Here is a 17,797-nt window from a genome sequence, read left to right on the forward strand (position 1 = left end):
CCGGCCGCTCCGGCGCCGGACGCCCGACCAGCGGCCGTCCCATCCCGTCGCGGACGGGGCCGGCCCGCCGCGGCCCGGCCCTGTTCCGGGACGCTGACCGCGCTCCGCGCCCCTTCCAGGGCCGCAGCGGCCCCGAGCGGCCGGAGTCCGACGGTTCCGATGTCGATTTCCGTGGCGCGGCGGAGGCCTTCGCCGCCTCCGCCCCCACCGACCTGATCTGGGGCCGCCACACGACCCAGGCCACCCTGGAGAGCGGCCGGCCGATCCACCGGGTGTGGTGCACGCCTGAGATGCGCTTCAACCCCCGGTTCCTGCAGCTGCTGCGGGAGGCCAAGGCCTCCGGCGTGCTCGTGGAAGAAGTGACCTGGGCGCGTCTGGGCCAGCTCACAGGGGGTGCCGTGCACCAGGGGATCGTGCTGCAGCCCGCCGCCGCCGAGACCCTCGACCTGACCAGCCTGATCGAGGGCTGCCGCACCATCGGCGAGGCCCCCCTGCTGATCGCAGTGGACGGGCTCACCGACCCCCACAACCTCGGCGCCATCGTCCGCAGCGCCGAAGCCCTGGGGGCCCATGGCATGGTCCTGCCCCAGCGCCGCAATGCCGGCCTGACCGGCTCGGTGGCGAAGGTGGCGGCCGGCGCCCTCGAGCACCTGCCCGTGGCCCGGGTGGTCAACCTCAACCGCTCCCTCGACGCCCTCAAGCAGGAGGGCTATCGGGTGGTGGGTCTGGCGGAGGAGGGCACCGTCAGCCTGGAGGAGGTGGACCTGGAGGGGCCCCTGGTGGTGGTCACCGGATCGGAGGGGGACGGCCTGTCGCTGCTCACCCGCCGCTCCTGCGACCAGCTGGTGCGCATTCCCCTGCGCGGTGCCACGCCGAGCCTGAACGCCTCGGTGGCCACGGCGCTGCTGCTCTACGAAGTCGCTCGCCGCGGCTGGATGCGGGGCCTGACGGGCACCGCCCCCGCCCCCAGGATCGTGCGGCCCTCGATGCCGGCGCCCCCCGACCCCGAGCCGGAGACCCGGCCCGAAGCTGTGGTGCTGCCGGAGACGGAGGCCATGCCGGACGTGGAAGCTGCCCCGGACGCGGAGGTCATGGCCGAACTGGATGCCCCGTTCCTGGACGAAGCAGCGGCTGAGGAGCTCGACGAGGAGCTCGATGGTGACAACGACCCAGCCTGGAGCCACCAGGAGGCTCAGGCCGAACCGGTAGCCGCCGAGCTGGCCGAACCGACCGCCGCCGAACCCGACCCGGAAGACCTCCCGGTGCTGCCGGAAGCGACGGCTGCGCCGCTCGCCGAGCCCCAGGCCAACCCCCTGGAGCCCCTGCCATACCTGGCATCGCCCCAGCCGGGCTTCGACGGCGACATCCGCCTCTGATGCCACCGGCGGGGGTGGCCCAGCCGCCCCCCAGAATGGCCACCTCGCCTCCTCCTCCCCTCCATGAACCCACTGCTCTGGCCCATGCGCGGCATCGCCAATGGGCTGGGCCTGGCCTGGTGGGCGCGGGTGGAAACCCGCTCCCCCGATGCGGTGTACTGGTTCGGGCCCTTCGTGCGTCGGCGGACGCTGGAGCAGGCCCTGCCCGCCTTCCTGGACGACCTGCGGGCGGAGTCACCGGCGTCCCTGGAGCACCAGTGCCTGCGCACCGGCCGCCGGGAGCCGTTCACCGAATCCCCGGATCTGGCCGACTGATTCTGGCCGACTGATAGCGTCCAACGCAGCTGGTCAGCGGTTGGATGGGCATCGCCGAATGGCGGGAGCAGCTTCGGCGGGGCGAGGTGTCGGCCCGGGAGCTCACGGATCGCCACCTGGCGCGCATCGCGGCGGTGGATCCCACCGTGCACGCCTTTCTGGAGGTCACCGCCGAGCGGGCGCGGGCCGATGCCGATCGGATCGACGCGGCCCGGGCGGCCGGTGAGTCCCTGCCCCCCCTGGCCGGCATTCCCCTGGCCATCAAGGACAACCTCTGCACCAAGGGCATCCGCACGACCTGCTCCAGCCGCATGCTGGAGACCTTCGTGCCCCCCTACGAATCCACGGTGACCGAGCGGCTCTGGCGGGCCGGCGCCGTGCTGCTGGGCAAGACCAACCTCGACGAGTTCGCCATGGGCAGCTCCACCGAGACCTCGGCCTTCGGCGCCAGCCGCAACCCCTGGAATCCGGATCGGGTGCCCGGCGGCAGCTCCGGCGGCAGTGCGGCCGCCGTGGCCGCCGGTGAATGCATCGGTTCGCTGGGTTCGGACACCGGCGGCTCGATCCGCCAGCCCGCCAGCTTCTGCGGGGTGGTGGGCCTCAAGCCCACCTACGGCCGGGTGAGCCGCTGGGGTCTGGTGGCCTTCGCCAGTTCACTGGACCAGGTGGGACCGTTCAGTAGCAGCGTGGCCGACGCCGCCGAGCTGCTGCAGGTGATCGCCGGGGAGGATCCCCGCGATGCCACCTGTCTGCGGGCGCCGGTGCCCGATTACGCCGCCGATCTGGAGAAGCCCATCGCCGGGCTGCGGGTGGGCCTGATCCGTGAGTGCTTTGACCAGGAGGGCCTGGACCCTGCGGTGAAGGCCTCGGTGCTGGCGGCCGCCGCCCAGCTGGAGGCCCTGGGCTGTGAGCTCGTGGACGTGAGCTGCCCCCGCTTCAACGACGGCATCGCCACCTACTACGTGATCGCCCCCTCGGAGGCGTCCGCCAACCTGGCCCGCTACGACGGCGTCAAGTACGGCTTCCGGGCCGCCCCCGGCGAGCCCGGCAGTGACGGCCTGGCGGCGATGACCGCCCGCAGCCGGGCCGAGGGCTTCGGCGAGGAGGTGCAGCGCCGCATCCTCATCGGCACCTATGCGCTCTCCGCCGGCTACGTGGATGCCTACTACCGCAAGGCCCAGCAGGTGCGTACCCTCATCCGCCGCGATTTCGACCGCGCCTTCGAGACCGTCGACGTGCTGCTGACCCCCACCTCCCCCACCACCGCCTTCCCCAGCGGCGCCCACGCCGGCGATCCCCTGGCCATGTATCTGGCCGACCTGCTGACCATCCCCGCCAACCTGGCCGGCCTGCCGGCCATCAGCGTGCCCTGCGGCTTCGACGCCCAGGGTCTGCCCATCGGCCTGCAGCTGATCACCGGCGTGCTGGAGGAGTCCAAGCTGCTGCGGGTGGCCCATCAGTACGAGCAGGCGGCTCGGGTGATGGATTCCCGGCCCACGGCGGCGCTGGTGGCCTGAGCAGGAGGGACACGTCCCCTCGAAGGGGCCACCGGCCACGCCCTTAAGGTGGAGGTCTCGATCGGGTGTCGCCGGCGATGAACCCGGACGAAGCGGCAATCCGAAAGGTGCTGGATCGGTGGGCCGAGGCCACCCGCGACGGTCGGCACGACGACGTTCTCGCCCATCATCAGGACGATCTGGTGATCTTCGATGTGCTGTCGCCACTGCGGTACACCTCAGCGGCGCGCTACCGGGACAGCTGGGAGTCCTGGCAGCCGGACGCCCGGGGTGCTGTGGTGTTCGACCTGGAGGATCTCACTGTCGAGGCGGGAGCGGATGTGGGGTATGCCTTTGGCCTGCTCGCGTGCGGCGGAACACTCCCGGACGGAGCGACCTTCAGCGATACCGTCCGCATCACGTTCTGCCTGCGCAAGCGTGAGGGGCAGTGGAAGGTCGCCCACCAGCACGTCTCCAAACCGATCGAAAGAGGCTGATTGATCGTGCGAACCGCCAGGGAGATCCAGAGGAAGGGCTTCCAGGCCGTCCTGCTGTTCCTGATCGCCGCGGCCTCTCCCGTCCGGGCTGGTCAGGACAATGTCCGCTGCCTGAGGTCCATCGGTGTGCAACCACTTCAGAGACTTCAGTTCGGCCTTCGCTCCACCAGCGATTCCAGCGCCTACGTTCTCTATCAGGGCCGTGGCGCGCCGATCCCCTTGAAACTGTTGAAGGTGACCGAGATCAGGCGGGTCGAAGGGGGCCGGCCATCGGAGTTCGAAACCCAGTGGATCGAAGCGATCGCCCCAGAATCGGCGGGACGCTATGTCTATACCAACGTCGGGGCGCTGATTGATGATTTTCAGTCCATCCGCAAGGATGGAACGGTCGTCCGGTTCGTGGATGATGCCGATGTGCTGGATGCAGGCACGTGCCTCTGGCCGCCTCCCTAGAAAGCCCTGGGAAGGGATGGTTGGCTGAGGGTCCATGAAGGCGGCTGCAGCCCATCGGCCACGGATCCGCCGCACGCCGCATCGATCGGCCAACGCTGCCTCGTTGCCTGATTAGAGACAGGCATGGACAACCTCTCCCATCGGCAGAACAGGACCTGGCTGGCCGTGCTGTCGGCCGTGGTATTGGTGGTGGCCGGCGTCGCCATCCTCAACAACCAGCACCAGCAGCGGCTCCAGGCCGAGGCCCGGGTCCAGGCCGCCCAGGATCAGGCCAATCGGGAGTCCATGCAGCGCATGGAAGGCGAGCTGGCCCTCAGGAACGAATTGGAGTCCGCCTCCCGGCGGGAGGCCGCCCTGCAGCTGCAGCTCAGGGAGATGGACGCAGGGGCGAGCCGTCTCCAGGCCGCCGATGGCCAGCAGCAGGCCCGGCGCCAGATGGCGGAACGGGAGCTTCAGGAGCTCCGGAGCCAGCGCGCCAAACTCGAAAAGCAGGTCGACTGCGAGCGGATTCAGCTGACGCTGAACCAGCTCGCAGCCAAGGGCAACACGGACCAGGCTCTGAAGCTGCAGACCCTCTGGGCGATGCCCTGCCCCAACCTCCAGGCGGCCGGATAGTCGCCCTCCGGCCCTCCCCTGCAGGCCCGGACGGGCCCGCAGCGCCATTACGGACCTGGCCTGAACCACCAGATCTGGTGGTGCCCGGTAGGCTGACCCCATCCTGTGGTGGCCATACCCACCGACGCCGTGGCCTTCGTTCCGCTCCACAACCACAGCGACTACAGCCTGCTGGACGGGGCCTCCCAGCTGCCGGCGATGGTCCAGCGGGCCGTGGAGCTGGGCATGCCGGCCCTGGCCCTGACCGACCACGGGGTGATGTACGGCGCCATCGAGCTGCTGAAGCTCTGCACCAAGGCGGGCATCAAGCCGATCATCGGCAACGAGATGTACGTGATCAACGGCTCGATCGAGGATCCGCAGCCGAAGAAGGAGCGTCGCTACCACCTGGTGGTGCTGGCCAAGAATGCCGTCGGCTACCGCAACCTGGTCAAGCTCACCAGCATCAGCCACCTGCGCGGCATGCGCGGCCGGGGGATCTTCTCGCGGGCCTGCATCGATAAAGCCCTGCTGCGCCAGTACAGCGAAGGTCTGATGGTGGCCACCGCCTGTCTGGGCGGTGAGATTCCCCAGGCGATCCTGCGCGGTCGCCCGGAGGTGGCCCGCGAGGTGGCCGCCTGGTACCGGGAGGTGTTCGGCGACGACTTCTACCTGGAGATCCAGGACCACGGCGGCCTCGAGGACCGCATCGTCAACGTCGAGATGGCCCGGATCGGCGCTGAGCTGGGCATCCCCCTGATCGCCACCAACGACGCCCACTACCTCACCAGCAACGACGTCGAGGCCCACGACGCCCTGCTGTGCGTGCTTACCGGCAAGCTGATCAGCGACGAGAAGCGCCTGCGCTACACGGGCACCGAATACATCAAGAGCGAGGCGGAGATGGCCCGGCTCTTCGCCGACCACCTCGAGCCGGAGGTGATCGCCGACGCCATCGCCACCACCGCCCGGGTGGCCGAGAAGGTGGAGGACTACGACATCCTCGGGCGCTACCAGATGCCCCGCTTCCCGATCCCCGAGGGCCACACGCCGGTGAGCTACCTCAGCGAGGTGAGCCACCAGGGACTGCGGGACCGGCTTGGGATCGCGGCCGATGCCGCCATCGATCCGGCCTACGGGGAGCGGCTGGCCTTCGAGCTGCAGGTGATGGAGCAGATGGGCTTCCCCACCTACTTCCTGGTGGTGTGGGATTACATCAAGTTCGCCCGCGAGAATGGTATCCCGGTGGGGCCGGGCCGGGGTTCGGCCGCCGGTTCCCTGGTGGCCTATTCCCTCGGCATCACCAACATCGATCCGGTGGAGCACGGCCTGCTGTTCGAGCGCTTCCTCAACCCGGAACGCAAGTCGATGCCGGACATCGACACCGACTTCTGCATCGAGCGCCGCGGTGAGGTGATCGAGTACGTGACCCAGCGCTACGGCGAGGACAAGGTGGCCCAGATCATCACCTTCAACCGCATGACCTCCAAGGCGGTGCTCAAGGACGTGGCCCGGGTGCTCGACATCCCCTACGGAGAAGCCGACCGGCTGGCCAAGCTGATTCCCGTGGCCCGGGGCAAGCCCGCCAAGCTCGCCGAGATGATCGGCGCCGAGTCGCCGGTGCCGGAATTCCGTGAAAAGTACGAGAACGATCCCAAGGTGCGCCACTGGGTCGACCTGGCCCGCCGCATCGAGGGCACCAACAAGACCTTCGGTGTCCATGCCGCCGGTGTGGTGATCGCCGCCGAACCCCTCGACGAACTGGTGCCCCTGCAGCGCAACAACGACGGCCAGGTGATCACCCAGTACTTCATGGAGGACGTCGAGGCGATGGGCCTGCTGAAGATGGACTTCCTGGGCCTCAAGAACCTCACCATGATCGAGAAGACGATCGAGCTGGTGGCCCTGGCCGAGGGGGAACGGCTCGATCCCGACGCCCTGCCGGCCAACGATCCGGGCACCTACGCCCTGCTGGCCCGGGGGGATCTGGAGGGCATCTTCCAGCTCGAATCCAGCGGCATGCGCCAGATCGTCCGTGATCTCAAACCCTCCTCCCTGGAGGACATCTCCTCGATCCTGGCCCTCTACCGGCCCGGCCCCCTCGATGCGGGCCTGATCCCCAAGTTCATCAACCGCAAGCATGGCCGCGAGGCCATCGATGTGGCCCACGCCAAGCTGGAGCCGATCCTCAAGGAGACCTACGGGATCATGGTCTACCAGGAGCAGATCATGCGGATCGCCCAGGATCTGGCGGGCTATTCCCTCGGTGAGGCCGATCTGCTACGGCGGGCGATGGGCAAGAAGAAGGTGTCGGAGATGCAGAAACACCGCCACCAGTTCGTCACCGGCGCCAGTGAACGCGGCGTCGAGGCTTCCATTGCCGATGCCCTGTTCGACCAGATGGTCCTGTTCGCCGAGTACTGCTTCAACAAGAGCCACTCCACCGCCTACGGCGCCGTCACCTACCAGACCGCCTACCTCAAGGCCCACCATCCGGTGGCCTACATGGCGGCCCTGCTCACCGTGAACGCCGGCACCACCGACAAGGTGCAGCGCTACATCGCCAACTGCCAGGCCATGGGCATCGAGGTGATGCCACCGGACGTCAATGCCTCCGGCATCGACTTCACGCCCGTGGGCAAGAAGATCCTCTTCGGCCTCTCCGCCGTCCGCAACCTAGGGGATGGCGCCATCCGCCAGCTGATCGAGGCCCGTTCCAGCGGTGGCCCCTTCCTGCACCTCGCCGACCTCTGCGACCGGATTCCCGGCCAGCAGCTGAACCGCCGGGCGATCGAGTCCCTGATCCACTGCGGTGCCCTCGATGGCCTCGAACCCAAGGCCAACCGGGCCCAGCTGATGGCCGACCTCGATCTGGTGCTCGACTGGGCCAGCTCCCGCGCCCGCGACCGGGCCAGCGGCCAGGGCAACCTGTTCGACCTGTTCGGCGGCGGCTCGGGGGCTGCCGAGGGCGCCGCCGCCGTGGAGGCCCCCGCCCCGCCCAGGGCCGCTCCCGTGCCCGACTACCCCCCCACCGAGAAGCTGAAGCTGGAGAAGGAGCTGCTGGGCTTCTACATCTCCGACCACCCCCTGCGCCAGCTGGCGTCCCAGGTGCGGCTGCTGACGCCGATCGGCCTGGCCAACCTCGAGGAGATGGCCGACAAGGCCAAGGTGAGCGTGGTGGTGATGGTGAGCGAGATCCGCCAGGTGACCACCCGCAAGGGGGACCGCATGGCCGTGCTGCAGCTGGAGGACCTCACCGGCTCCTGCGAGGCGGTGGTGTTCCCCAAGAGCTACGCCCGCCTGGCCGACCACCTGATGGTGGATGCCCGCCTGCTGCTCTGGGCCGGTGTCGACCGCCGTGACGACCGGGTGCAGCTGCTCGTGGATGACTGCCGCAGCATCGAGGACCTGCAGCTGGTGATGGTGGAGCTGGCCCCCGAGCAGGCCGGTGACATCGCCGTTCAGCACCGTTTGCGGGAATGCCTCACCCGCCATCGCCCCGGTCAGGAGGAGGCGGGGGTCAAGGTGCCGGTGGTGGCGCTGGTGAAGCACCAGGCCGAAACGCGCTTCGTGCGCCTGGGGGGCCAGTTCTGCGTCGCCGATGCGTCGGCGGCCGTGCAGACCCTCGCCTCGGCCGACTTCAGGGCCTGGCTGCGCTCACCCCTGGGAGCTGCCTGAGCCGGAGCCCGAGGTGCCCTGGCGCATGGCCCGCACCGAGGCCCGCACCCGGCCGATGTTCACGCCGATCTGCTCGAAGCCCAGCAGGCTGCCCGGGCCGTGCTCCCAGCTGGCCGAGAGCACCCCGTAGCTCAGGCCCAGCAGGCCGAGTAGGAAGAAGGCCCCGGAACCCACCAGGGTGAGGCCGGGGGGGATATCGAGCAGACCGCGGCTCACCAGCAGGTAGCTGGCGACGAACACCCCCATGCCCAGCAGCGTGGGGGTGCCGGTGGCAATGGCGATGCGACGGACCATGCGGTTGGCCACCGCATCCGGGATCACCTGCTGGCGGGGCGCCCTGGCCGGGGTCGTCGGTACGGGACGATCTGCCCCGAAGGATTTCGGCTTCGGCCGACGGGCCATGGAACCGTCCTCAGCCGCGGATGCCGAGCTTCTTGATCAGTTCGGCGTAGCGGGTCTCGCTCTGGGCGCGGAGGTAGCCGAGCAGGCGCTTGCGGCGGCCGATCATCTTGAGCAACCCCTGGCGGGAGGAGAAGTCGTGGATGTTCTTCTGCAGGTGGCCACTGAGTTGCTGGATCCGCTCGCTCAACATCGCGACCTGCACTTCCACCGAGCCGGTGTCGGTGCCGTGGGCCTGATGGGAATTGATCAGTTCCTGTTTCTGGGTGGTGGTGAGCGGCATGGGCGGATCGGGGCCCGAACGGTGCAAACCAACACCTTAACGTGCGGCCCGTTGGCCCATCCTCGGAGCCGCCCGATTCAGGCCACGGCGCGGGACAGCCAGCGCAGACTTTCCCGGATCCAGTCGTCGGCGCCGGCGGAGGCGTCGAGCCCCGCGGCGACGGCCCGCAGGGCCCGGTGGATTTCCAGGGGCTCGTAGCCGAGGGCCACCAGGGTGATCTGCACCTCCTCACGGCAGGGGGCCGAAGGGGCGCCGTCGGGGGTCTCACCGGGGCCCCCGTCGTCCTCGAGGGGATCGACCAGGCCGGCGAAGCGCTCCTGCAGGCGCGCCCGCAGCTCCACCGACAGCCGTTCGGCCGTGCGCTTGCCCACCCCGGGAGCCAGGCAGAGGCTGCGCAGGTCGGCGTGGACGATGGCGCGCACCAGATCGGGCACCTCCAGGGCCCCGAGCAGGCCAAGGGCCATCTGGGGGCCCACGCCGCTCACGGCCACCAGCTCCCGGAACAGGTCCCGCTCCTGCCGATCGGGAAAGCCGTAGAGGGTCCAGCCGTCGTCGCGGATGCTGTGGTGGATGTGGAGGCCCAGGTCGCAGCCCTCTTCCGGCAGGCGGCGCCACTGGCGCAGGGTGAGCTGCACCTCGTAACCCACCCCCTGGCAGATCAGCAGCGCCCCGCATCGGTGAGCCTGCTGCCATGGTTCGGCCAGTCGCCCCTGCAGCCAGCCGATCATGGTGAGACGTGCGTCAGCCCCCATGCTGCCCCTCCTGCCAAGCCCCCCGGCTCGCCTCCCCTCGCCGACGGCCCCGGTGCCGGGGGTGCTGCTGGCGATGCTGCTGGCGATGCTGCTGCTCCTGGGGGGCTGCAGCCGGGTGGGCCAGCCCCCCAGGGGGGTGCTGCTCGAGGCCCTGACGCTGCAGATCCAGCTCACCCAGGGGGCCATCGCCCGGGCTCTCGATCTCCAGGCGGACGGCCTGCCCGAGGTGAGTCGGGTGCGGGTCGATGGGCAGGAGGCGGTGGCCATCGGGCCGGACCGCGGCCTGCATCTCACGGGCCGGTTCGACTGGCGGTTGCCGGGGGACGTCATCCGCGTCGACAGTCCCTTCGAGCTCTACCTGCAGCCTGGCCCCAGGGGGGAGAGCTGGCGGTTGGCCCGCCCCAGCGGCAGCAGCGACGGCAGCCGCCAGGACTGGATCACCGACCCCCTCCCCCTGCCCCGGCGCTCACGGGGCTGAGGGAGCCGCTTCGCCGAGCCGCAGCCAGCGGATCACCCGCGGCAGGGTCAGCCCCTGCACCAGCAGGTTGATCACCACGACGCAGAAGACGATGCCGCCGGCGTTCCTCACCAGGCTGGGCACGCTGGCCGGGTCGATGCCCCGCACCCGGGGGATGGCCTCCACCATCACGAAACTGAGGGCGAGGGGAACGGCACCGCGCAGACCGCACCAGGACACCAGCAGGGACTCGCGCCGATCGAAGGGGGAGAACCGCTGCAGCAGCAGAACGCTCACCGGTCGGGCCACCAGCATCATGGCGATGGCGACGATGATCCCCTCCGGCACCGAGGGAAGCAGCGCCCGGGGGTGGACGCTGAGCCCGAAGATCAGGAACACGGTGATCTCGGTCATGGTGTTGAACGGCAGCAGGGTCTGCTGCAGGGCCTGCGGCGTGATCCGTTCGTTGCTGTAGGGAAGGTTGCTGAGCACCAGGCCGGCCACATAGGCGCTGATGAAGCCGGACCCCCCCAGCAGCTCCGCCAGGCCATAGGAGATCAGGCCGATGGAGATGCCAAGAATCAGCAGCTGGCTCGGATCCCGCACCAGCCGGTTGAGGCTGAAGCGGCCGATGTAGCTCACGCACACCCCGATGAGCAGGCCCGAGCCGATCTTCTGCAGGAAGGTCTGCAGCTGCTCCAGCACCACGGCGTGGCCACTGCTGCCGCCATCGACGCTCGTCAGACCGATCACCAGGCCAAGGAAAAGAATGCCGGTGGGATCATTCACCGCCGATTCGAACTGCACCAGGGCCGCCAGCTTCGGCGGGATCGCCTTCTGCAGTGACTGCAGCACATTCATGGTGGCTCCCGCATCGGTGGAGCCCAGACAGGCGGCGATCAGCATGGCCACCGCCAGCGGCATCTGCTGGAAGCCCAGTTCGACGCCGCCGGCATCGGGGGAGGCCACGGCCCAGATGATCACCCCCAGCAGCAGGCTGGAGAGGATCACCCCGCCCACCGCCAGGATGATGCCGTACTCGAGGAAGCCGCGGATCGAGCGGATGTCGGTCTCGAGGCCGGCGTTGAACAGCAGAATCGACAGACTCAGGGCCTGCAGCCGCAGGATCGTCTCCTGGCTGAACAGGGTGACCGAGGGGTTGATCAGCAGCCCGAACAGCAGCACCCCGAGGATGGCCGGGACGCCGATCTTCAGGGAGAAGCGGCTGATGGCCAGGGTGCCGAGAAAGATGCCCCCGACGGTCACCATCATCAGCGGCAACGGCACCACACTGGGAGCGATCGCCGGGCGCAGCAGGCTCATCCCGGTGCTGTGGCTCAGGCCGGCCTCCGCCGTGGCCAGCCAGCCATGGAGCCCAATGGGGAGTGGCGGGTACAGCGGAGGAACCCAATCCGGCGGCGTCATCGTACGGGCGGCTCCCGCGCCGGTTCCATCGCGGCGGCCACCCCGGGGGGCTGCCGCAGAGCGATCAGGGTGGCGACCAGGATCAGGCCCGCCCCGCCGGCCGTCGGCAGATCGATGGGCTCCCCGAAGATCCACCAGCCCCAGAGGGCGGCGAATCCCACCTGCACGTAGCTGATGGCCGTGGCCCGGGCCGCCGGCAGCTGGGTGAGCGCCCGGGTGAGACCCACCTGACCCAGCTGGGTGAACACCCCCACCGCCACCAGCCAGAGCAGCTCGGCCGGTGTGGGCAGCACCGGATTCAGCAGCACCGCCGGCAGGCTGAGGGGAACGGCCACGAGCGGGAAGTAGAGGATGATCACGGCCGGATGCTCGCTCTCCGCCAGGCGCCGCACGCTCACGTAGGCCACGGCGGTCAGCAGGGCGCCGGCCACCGCCACCAGCACCCAGGTCGCGGGCAGGGGGGCGCCGGCCGTGGGCCGGGCCACCAGCAGCACCCCCAGCCAGCCCAGCCCCATGGCGGCCAGCACCCGCCGCCCCAGCCGTTCGCCCAGCAGCAGCCAGGCCAGCAGCGCCGTGAAGGTGGGGTAGAGGTACTGGAGCACCGTGGCGGCGGCCAGCGGCAGGTGCACCACGGCGGCGTAGACGCAGAACAGGGCGGCACTGCCCACCAGCCCCCGCACCACCAGCAGCCCCCGGCGCTGCCCCCAGGGATCCACGCCGATCCGGCGCACCATGGCGTAGCTCAGGGCCAGGCTCACCAGGGCCCGGGCCAGCACCACCTCGGCCAGGGGCAGGCGCTCGCCCACCTGCTTGACCCCCACCACCATCAGGCTGAAGGCGAGGGCACTGAGCACCATCCAGGCCCCGGCCGGGAGGGCGCCGCCGCCGTCGGCAGAACTCATTCGGTTCACCCGGCGATCTCCAGCGGTGGTGGCAGGCCCCAGAATGGCGCCAGCCCGACCACCACCGCTGGGGGGTGCCGGCAGCCGTTCCACCACCCTTTCCCTTTCACCCCTGCCTCCGGAGCCTGTCCTCCTTGCGCCTGCACCCTTGAACCTTCCCCGTCTCCACCCCCGCACGATCGAGGCCGTCAAGGAGCGGGCCGACATCGTCGACGTGGTGGGGGAGCACGTGGTGCTCAAGAAGAAGGGCCGTGAATTCGTCGGGATCTGCCCCTTCCACGACGACAAATCGCCGTCGATGACGGTGTCGCCCGCCAAGCAGTTCTATTACTGCTTCTCCTGCGGGGCCGGCGGCAACGCCATCAAGTTCCTGATGGAGCTGCAGCGCACCAGCTTCAGCGAAGTGGTGCTGGATCTGGCCCGCAAGTACCAGCTGCCGGTCGAAACCCTTGACGGTCCCCAGCAGGAACGCCTGCGCCAGCAGCTCTCCCGCCGCGACCGGCTGCACCGGGTGCTGGCCCTGGCGGCGGGCTGGTTCCAGGGCCAGCTGCGCGCACCGGAGGGGGCGGCGGCCCTCACCTACCTGCGCCAGACCCGCGGCCTCAGCGAGACCACCCTCGAGGCGTTCCAGCTGGGCTATGCCCCGGCCGGCTGGGACGGCCTGCTGCAGCACCTGCAGCAGGTGGAGGGCCTGGGCCCCGACCTGCTGGAGGCGGCCGGCCTGGTGGTGGCCCGCAAGGGGGGCGGCGGCTTCTACGACCGCTTCCGCGACCGGGTGATGGTGCCGATCCGCGACCGCCAGGGGCGGGTGATCGGCTTCGGTGGCCGGGGGCTGGACGGCGCCGAGCCGAAGTACCTCAACTCCCCGGAAACGGAGGTGTTCGAGAAGGGCAAGCACCTGTTCGGGCTGGATCGGGCCGCCGATGCCATCCGTCGCGACGACCGGGCCGTGGTGGTGGAGGGCTACTTCGACGTCATCGCCCTGCACGCCGCGGGCATCACCAATGCGGTGGCCGCCCTCGGCACGGCCCTCAGCTCCAGCCAGATCACCCAGCTGTGCCGCTGCTGCGACAGCCGGCGCCTGATCCTCAACTTCGACAGCGACGGGGCGGGCATCCGCGCCGCCCAGCGGGCGATCGGCGAGGTGGAGCAGCTGGCGCTGCAGGGCCAGCTGGAACTGCGGGTGCTGCACCTGCCCGCCGGCAAGGACCCCGACGAGTTCCTCCAGCAGCACGGCCCGGGGGAGTACCGCTCCCTGCTGGACCAGGCCCCCCTCTGGCTCGACTGGCAGATCGAGCAGGTGCTCGATGGCAAGGATCTGGCCCGCGCCGACCAGTTCCAGCAGGCCGTCTCCGGACTGGTGCAGCTGCTGGGCAAGCTGCCCCAGTCGGCCGTGCGCAGCCACTACCTGCAGCAGGTGGCGGAGCGCCTCTCGGGCGGCCAGGCCCGGCTGGCCATCCAGCTGGAGGAGGACCTGCGCCAGCAGGTCAAGGGCCAGCGCTGGCATGGCCGCTCGGCGAAATGGGAGCAGCCCGGGGAGGTGGGCCACCGGGAGCGGGCCGAGGCGGAGATCCTGCGCCTCTATCTGCACTGCCCGGCCTGGCGCGGCGTCATCCGCGCCGAGCTGCGGCGCCGGGAGCTCGATGATTTCGCCCTCCAGCACCACCGCCAGCTCTGGGCCGCCATCGGTGAGCTGGAGGAGGACAACCTGGGGGCCGGCCGGCTCGAGGCCATCAACCGGGGCACCGACCCCGGCCTGGACCTGGCCGACCTCGACCTGCCCCGCCTGCTGGGCGACCGGCTGCTGGTGGAGCAGAGCGCCCTGCTGGGCCGCCTCACCCCCCTGCTGGAGCCCAGTGAGGTGCAGCGGCTGGCCCTGGCCCACCCACCGCTGCAGCTGCGGGGGGCCACGGCGTCGCTGGAGCGCCAGCGGGTGCTGCGCCGCTGCCGTCACCTGCTCGATGCCTGGTCGAGCCAGCGCCTCCAGACCCTCGAGCAGTGCATCGCCCGGCTGCTGGAGGAGGAACGTGACACGCCCCCGCCGGCGGTCGCCCCCCCGGCGGCCGGCGCCGGCCTCGACATGGAGACCCGCATCCATGACCTCTTTGACGCGCTCAACGGCGACGCCCTGCGCTTCCAGGAGGCCTACTACGCCGAACGCCGCTACCTGAATCAGCTGGATGACGGCCGCCGCGCCGGCTACGAGGAGACCCTCACGGCCCCGGCCGCCTGACACCGGACTCGCTCGCCGCCAGCCGATCTGCCTACAGTTTTGGTGGAGGCAAGGTCCCATGGCGTCATATCCGGCCTTTCCCGTCCCCCCCGATGAGGACCAGCGGCTCCGCGATCTGGAGCGCTACGGCCTCCTCGCGGCCGAGAGCGACGAGCACTTCGAGCGGATCCTGGACCTGACCGCCGCCCTCTTCCGGACCCCGATCGTGGCCCTGTCCCTGGTGGAGGCCGACCGGCAGTGGTTCCTGGCCAGCCGGGGGCTTGATGTGCGCGAAACCCCCCGTGAGATGGCCTTCTGCGCCCACGCCATCGTCCATGACGAGGTGATGGTGGTGCCCGATGCCCGCGCCGACGAGCGCTTCCGCAGCAACCCCCTGGTCTTCGCCGATCCCCACATCCGCTTCTATGCCGGCGCGCCGCTGCAGACGCCGGAGGGCCACAACCTCGGCACGCTCTGCGTCATCGACCGGGAGCCCCGGGACATCAGCCCGGAGCAGCGCGAGCTGCTGCACCGTCTGGCCCAGCTGGCCATGCGGGAGCTGGAGCTGCGGCGTCTCGCCCACCTCTGCCCGGTCACCGGCCTGCCCACCCGCCACACCTTCCTGACCATCGGCGAGCGGGAGTTCGCCCGTGCCCGCCGCGACCACCAACCCCTGTCGCTGCTGCTCTTCGATGTCGACAATCTGCGGCTGATCAACAACCGCTGGGGCCACGCCGCCGGTGACCGGGTGCTGGCCGATCTGGTCCAGCTGGCCCGCACCTTCCTGCAGGAGCAGGACTTCGCCGCCCGCGTCGGCGATGGAGCGTTCGCCCTGCTGCTGGTGGGCATCGCCGCCGACCAGGCGATGGCCCTGGCGGAGGCCCTCCGCACCGCCGTCACCCACATGCCCGGCGTGCACACCCATTCCGACTTCCGCCTGCACATCAGTGGCGGCCTCACCGGCCTGGCCCCCCAGGATCACGGCTTCCCCGAGCTGATCCTGCGGGCCGAGCGGGCCCTCGCGCTGGCCAAGGGCAACGGCCGTGACCAGGTCGCCAGCCTCTTCGACGGCCCCTGAGGGCCTCAGGCCCGCACCACCGGCACATCGCTCAGGCGGGTGGTGGCCGCCCTCGACAGGCGCGAGCGGCGCATCGTCCAGCGGGGCCGCAGGCCGCAGGCGGCCCACTGCACCGTGCCGCTGCCGTAACGGCGGTTGAGGCCGTCGATGGCGGCCATCAGGGCCTCGCGCCGCCGCTGCTGCTCGGGGGGCAGCGGCACCAGCAGATGGTGCTGCAGCAGTTCCACCGGCTGCAGATCCTGCAGCAGCACCCCCGCCTTCTGCAGTGGCTTGTGGGGCCGGAACAGCCGCTCGGCCAGGGGCAGGGCGGCGGCGAGCAGCACGGCGGTGTCGTTGCTGGGCAGCGGCAGACGGGCGGTGGCGGCGTTGGCGTAGAAGCGGGTGCCGTTGAAGGGGCTGCTGCGCACGAACACCGTGACGCTGCCCGCCCGCTGCCCCTGGCGGCGCAGCTTCTCACCGGCCCGGCTGAGGTAGGTGGCGATCGCCTGCCGCAGGCCCTCGAGGCTGGTGACCGGCTCGCTGAAGCTGCGGCTGACGCAGGTTTCCTGCTTCGCCGGCGGCACCGCCACCAGGGGCAGGCAGCTGTGGCCGCGCAGCTCCTGCTGCAGACGCACCCCCACAACGCCGCAGCGATGCCGCAGTTCGCCGCTCGGCCTGTCGCGCAGGGCCCGGGCGTTGGCGATGCCCCGCAGCCGGCACCAGCGGGACAGCTGGCGGCCGATGCCCCAGACGTCCTCGATGGCGATGGTCTCGAGCCAGGGGTCCGGATCCCCCGCCTGGCCCAGATCGAACACACCGCCATGGGAGGGGTCGCGCTTGGCGATGCGGTTGGCGATCTTGGCCAGCACCTTGGTGGGGGCGATGCCCACCGCCACCGGCAGACCCAGCTGGCGGCGCACCTGGCGGCGCAGGTCCCGCCCCCAGGCGGTGAGGTCGCCGTCGCCGGGGGGGCGGTGCAGGCGGCCGAAGGCCTCGTCGATGGAATAGACCTCCAGCTCCTCCACCCAGGCCTCAAGGCTGGCCATCAGCCGCTGGCTCATGTCGGCGTAGAGGCCGTAGTTGGAACTGCGCACCACCACGCCGCGGCGTTCCAGGTCGTGGCGCACCTGGAACCAGGGGGTGCCCATGGGAATGCCCATGGCGCGGGCCTCGGCGCTGCGGGAGACGATGCAGCCGTCGTTGTTGGAGAGCACCACCAGGGGCTTGCCGATCACGGCGGGATCGAGGGCCGCCTCGCAGGAAGCGTAGAAGTTGTTGCCGTCGATCAGGACTGTGGCCTGGGCCATCGGCCTCCCGGCAGCGAACGGATCACGTGCAGGGCCACGCCCCAGAGGCGGTCGTCGTCGCTGCCGCCGAGGGCCAGGGGCGGGTAGGCGGGGTTGGCCGCCTCCAGCCACCAGTGCGGCCCCCGGCGGACCAGGCGCTTGAGGGTGAACCCCCCCTCCAGCAGGGCCACCACGATGCGGCCGGAGCGGGGAGCGACCCCCCGATCCACGACCAACAGATCACCGTGGCGGATGCCGGCCCCGACCATCGAGTCGCCGCAGACGCGCAGCAGCAGGCTGCGGTCGGGGTGGAGGTTCAGCTGGGCGTTGAGGTCGACCCCGGGGCCGGGAGGGATGGCGGGGTGGTGGGGATCGGGGTGGTGATCGGGCACGGGCCCCGGGCGGCAGGCCTCACTCTAGTACGGATGTACTGGTCAGTCCCCGTCCTCGAGCAGCAGCTGCTGGAAGGCGGTGTAGAGCTCCCGCTCGGTGTCGTCGGCCGGGAGCCGCCGCTTCGCCCCGTTCCGGAGGGTCGGGGCGGGTCGCCGGGGGGCGGCCCCGGGGGAGGCGTCGGCGCCGGTGGGCTCCCTGCCCGGCTCGCCGCTTCGGGCAGCG

General features: G+C 70.5%; 17 protein-coding genes and 1 pseudogene. 10 read left to right on the top strand and 8 right to left on the bottom strand.

Annotation, left to right across the window (positions count from 1 at the left end; all coding sequences use genetic code 11):
• The 7 genes from rlmB to KBY81_RS13545 form a co-directional block, all read left to right on the top strand.
• Positions 1 to 1,376, top strand: a 1,376-nt coding sequence (rlmB, locus tag KBY81_RS13515) for a 23S rRNA (guanosine(2251)-2'-O)-methyltransferase RlmB (protein ID WP_254976759.1), incomplete at its 5' end; no start/stop codon positions are given.
• A gap of 63 nt (positions 1,377 to 1,439) precedes the next feature.
• On the top strand, positions 1,440 to 1,691 hold the full coding sequence (locus KBY81_RS13520) for a DUF1816 domain-containing protein (RefSeq protein WP_190541154.1): 252 nt from the start codon (positions 1,440 to 1,442) through the stop codon (positions 1,689 to 1,691).
• Positions 1,692 to 1,735: 44 nt separating this feature from the next.
• On the top strand, positions 1,736 to 3,208 hold the full coding sequence (gene gatA / locus KBY81_RS13525; protein ID WP_254976760.1) for an Asp-tRNA(Asn)/Glu-tRNA(Gln) amidotransferase subunit GatA: 1,473 nt from the start codon (positions 1,736 to 1,738) through the stop codon (positions 3,206 to 3,208).
• Between the two features lie 77 nt (positions 3,209 to 3,285).
• Positions 3,286 to 3,684: a nuclear transport factor 2 family protein gene (locus KBY81_RS13530; protein WP_254976761.1), complete on the top strand. Its 399-nt coding sequence runs from the start codon at positions 3,286 to 3,288 to the stop codon at positions 3,682 to 3,684.
• Complete coding sequence (locus KBY81_RS13535; protein WP_254976762.1) at positions 3,685 to 4,137, top strand: hypothetical protein; 453 nt, start codon at positions 3,685 to 3,687, stop codon at positions 4,135 to 4,137. It begins immediately after the preceding gene.
• A gap of 123 nt (positions 4,138 to 4,260) precedes the next feature.
• A complete protein-coding gene (locus KBY81_RS13540; RefSeq protein WP_106219900.1) occupies positions 4,261 to 4,752 on the top strand; it encodes a hypothetical protein in 492 nt (163 codons plus the stop codon).
• A 129-nt stretch (positions 4,753 to 4,881) separates the two neighbouring features.
• Positions 4,882 to 8,409, top strand: coding sequence for a DNA polymerase III subunit alpha (locus KBY81_RS13545; RefSeq protein WP_254976766.1), 3,528 nt, complete (start codon positions 4,882 to 4,884; stop codon positions 8,407 to 8,409).
• On the opposite strand, the gene KBY81_RS13550 is transcribed toward KBY81_RS13545, so the two are convergent.
• The 3 genes from KBY81_RS13550 to ruvA all read right to left on the bottom strand — a co-directional run bounded on the left by KBY81_RS13550 (position 8,389) and on the right by ruvA (position 9,819).
• Entirely contained in the window at positions 8,389 to 8,811 is a 423-nt protein-coding gene (locus KBY81_RS13550; protein WP_254976763.1) for a PAM68 family protein, read from the bottom strand. The two genes, KBY81_RS13545 and KBY81_RS13550, sit on opposite strands and share 21 nt — an antisense overlap.
• Before the next feature lie 10 nt (positions 8,812 to 8,821).
• Entirely contained in the window at positions 8,822 to 9,091 is a 270-nt protein-coding gene (gene rpsO, locus KBY81_RS13555; protein ID WP_015108092.1) for a 30S ribosomal protein S15, read from the bottom strand.
• Between the two features lie 77 nt (positions 9,092 to 9,168).
• Positions 9,169 to 9,819 (bottom strand): Holliday junction branch migration protein RuvA, encoded by a 651-nt coding sequence (ruvA, locus tag KBY81_RS13560; RefSeq protein WP_106219902.1) that lies wholly within the window; start codon positions 9,817 to 9,819, stop codon positions 9,169 to 9,171.
• Between the two features lie 22 nt (positions 9,820 to 9,841).
• On the opposite strand from ruvA, the gene KBY81_RS13565 reads away from it, so the two are divergent.
• Positions 9,842 to 10,321 (top strand): hypothetical protein, encoded by a 480-nt coding sequence (locus KBY81_RS13565; RefSeq protein ID WP_106219903.1) that lies wholly within the window; start codon positions 9,842 to 9,844, stop codon positions 10,319 to 10,321.
• Here KBY81_RS13565 and KBY81_RS13570 read toward each other — a convergent pair.
• A complete protein-coding gene (locus KBY81_RS13570; RefSeq protein ID WP_254971184.1) occupies positions 10,310 to 11,623 on the bottom strand; it encodes a cation:proton antiporter in 1,314 nt (437 codons plus the stop codon). The genes KBY81_RS13565 and KBY81_RS13570 overlap by 12 nt on opposite strands.
• A gap of 98 nt (positions 11,624 to 11,721) precedes the next feature.
• Positions 11,722 to 12,627, bottom strand: a complete 906-nt coding sequence (locus KBY81_RS13575) for a DMT family transporter (RefSeq protein ID WP_219903900.1) — start codon at positions 12,625 to 12,627, stop codon at positions 11,722 to 11,724.
• Positions 12,628 to 12,775: 148 nt separating this feature from the next.
• On the opposite strand from KBY81_RS13575, the gene dnaG reads away from it, so the two are divergent.
• Positions 12,776 to 14,860 (top strand): DNA primase, encoded by a 2,085-nt coding sequence (gene dnaG / locus KBY81_RS13580; RefSeq protein WP_254976764.1) that lies wholly within the window; start codon positions 12,776 to 12,778, stop codon positions 14,858 to 14,860.
• Between the two features lie 58 nt (positions 14,861 to 14,918).
• Entirely contained in the window at positions 14,919 to 15,917 is a 999-nt protein-coding gene (locus tag KBY81_RS13585) for a sensor domain-containing diguanylate cyclase (protein ID WP_254976765.1), read from the top strand.
• Between the two features lie 5 nt (positions 15,918 to 15,922).
• On the opposite strand, the gene KBY81_RS13590 is transcribed toward KBY81_RS13585, so the two are convergent.
• The 3 genes and pseudogenes from KBY81_RS13590 to KBY81_RS13600 all read right to left on the bottom strand — a co-directional run.
• Positions 15,923 to 17,203, bottom strand: a complete 1,281-nt coding sequence (locus KBY81_RS13590) for a Y-family DNA polymerase (protein WP_106219907.1) — start codon at positions 17,201 to 17,203, stop codon at positions 15,923 to 15,925.
• Positions 17,182 to 17,574 carry a LexA family transcriptional regulator gene (locus KBY81_RS13595; protein WP_254971190.1) on the bottom strand — a complete coding sequence of 131 codons (393 nt, stop codon included), beginning with the start codon at positions 17,572 to 17,574 and terminating at the stop codon, positions 17,182 to 17,184. Before KBY81_RS13595 ends, KBY81_RS13590 begins: the two co-directional genes overlap by 22 nt.
• Before the next feature lie 42 nt (positions 17,575 to 17,616).
• Positions 17,617 to 17,797 (bottom strand): annotated as a pseudogene (locus tag KBY81_RS13600) (hypothetical protein); the annotation flags it as partial.

The sequence above is a fragment of the Cyanobium sp. Lug-B genome (assembly GCF_024345635.1).
GTDB lineage: Bacteria > Cyanobacteriota > Cyanobacteriia > PCC-6307 > Cyanobiaceae > Cyanobium > Cyanobium minutissimum.

What these genes read in the sequence shown, in the direction of transcription:
- KBY81_RS13565 (WP_106219903.1), top strand. Translation starts at nt 9,842, where the DNA reads ATGCTGCCCCTCCTGCCAAGCCCCCCGGCTCGCCTCCCCTCGCCGACG.
- KBY81_RS13520 (WP_190541154.1), top strand. Translation starts at nt 1,440, where the DNA reads ATGAACCCACTGCTCTGGCCCATGCGCGGCATCGCCAATGGGCTGGGC.
- KBY81_RS13575 (WP_219903900.1), bottom strand. Translation starts at nt 12,627, where the DNA reads ATGAGTTCTGCCGACGGCGGCGGCGCCCTCCCGGCCGGGGCCTGGATG.
- KBY81_RS13570 (WP_254971184.1), bottom strand. Translation starts at nt 11,623, where the DNA reads ATGAGCCTGCTGCGCCCGGCGATCGCTCCCAGTGTGGTGCCGTTGCCG.
- gatA (WP_254976760.1), top strand. Translation starts at nt 1,736, where the DNA reads ATGGGCATCGCCGAATGGCGGGAGCAGCTTCGGCGGGGCGAGGTGTCG.
- ruvA (WP_106219902.1), bottom strand. Translation starts at nt 9,819, where the DNA reads ATGATCGGCTGGCTGCAGGGGCGACTGGCCGAACCATGGCAGCAGGCT.
- KBY81_RS13590 (WP_106219907.1), bottom strand. Translation starts at nt 17,203, where the DNA reads ATGGCCCAGGCCACAGTCCTGATCGACGGCAACAACTTCTACGCTTCC.
- rpsO (WP_015108092.1), bottom strand. Translation starts at nt 9,091, where the DNA reads ATGCCGCTCACCACCACCCAGAAACAGGAACTGATCAATTCCCATCAG.
- KBY81_RS13530 (WP_254976761.1), top strand. Translation starts at nt 3,286, where the DNA reads ATGAACCCGGACGAAGCGGCAATCCGAAAGGTGCTGGATCGGTGGGCC.
- KBY81_RS13585 (WP_254976765.1), top strand. Translation starts at nt 14,919, where the DNA reads ATGGCGTCATATCCGGCCTTTCCCGTCCCCCCCGATGAGGACCAGCGG.
- KBY81_RS13540 (WP_106219900.1), top strand. Translation starts at nt 4,261, where the DNA reads ATGGACAACCTCTCCCATCGGCAGAACAGGACCTGGCTGGCCGTGCTG.
- KBY81_RS13550 (WP_254976763.1), bottom strand. Translation starts at nt 8,811, where the DNA reads ATGGCCCGTCGGCCGAAGCCGAAATCCTTCGGGGCAGATCGTCCCGTA.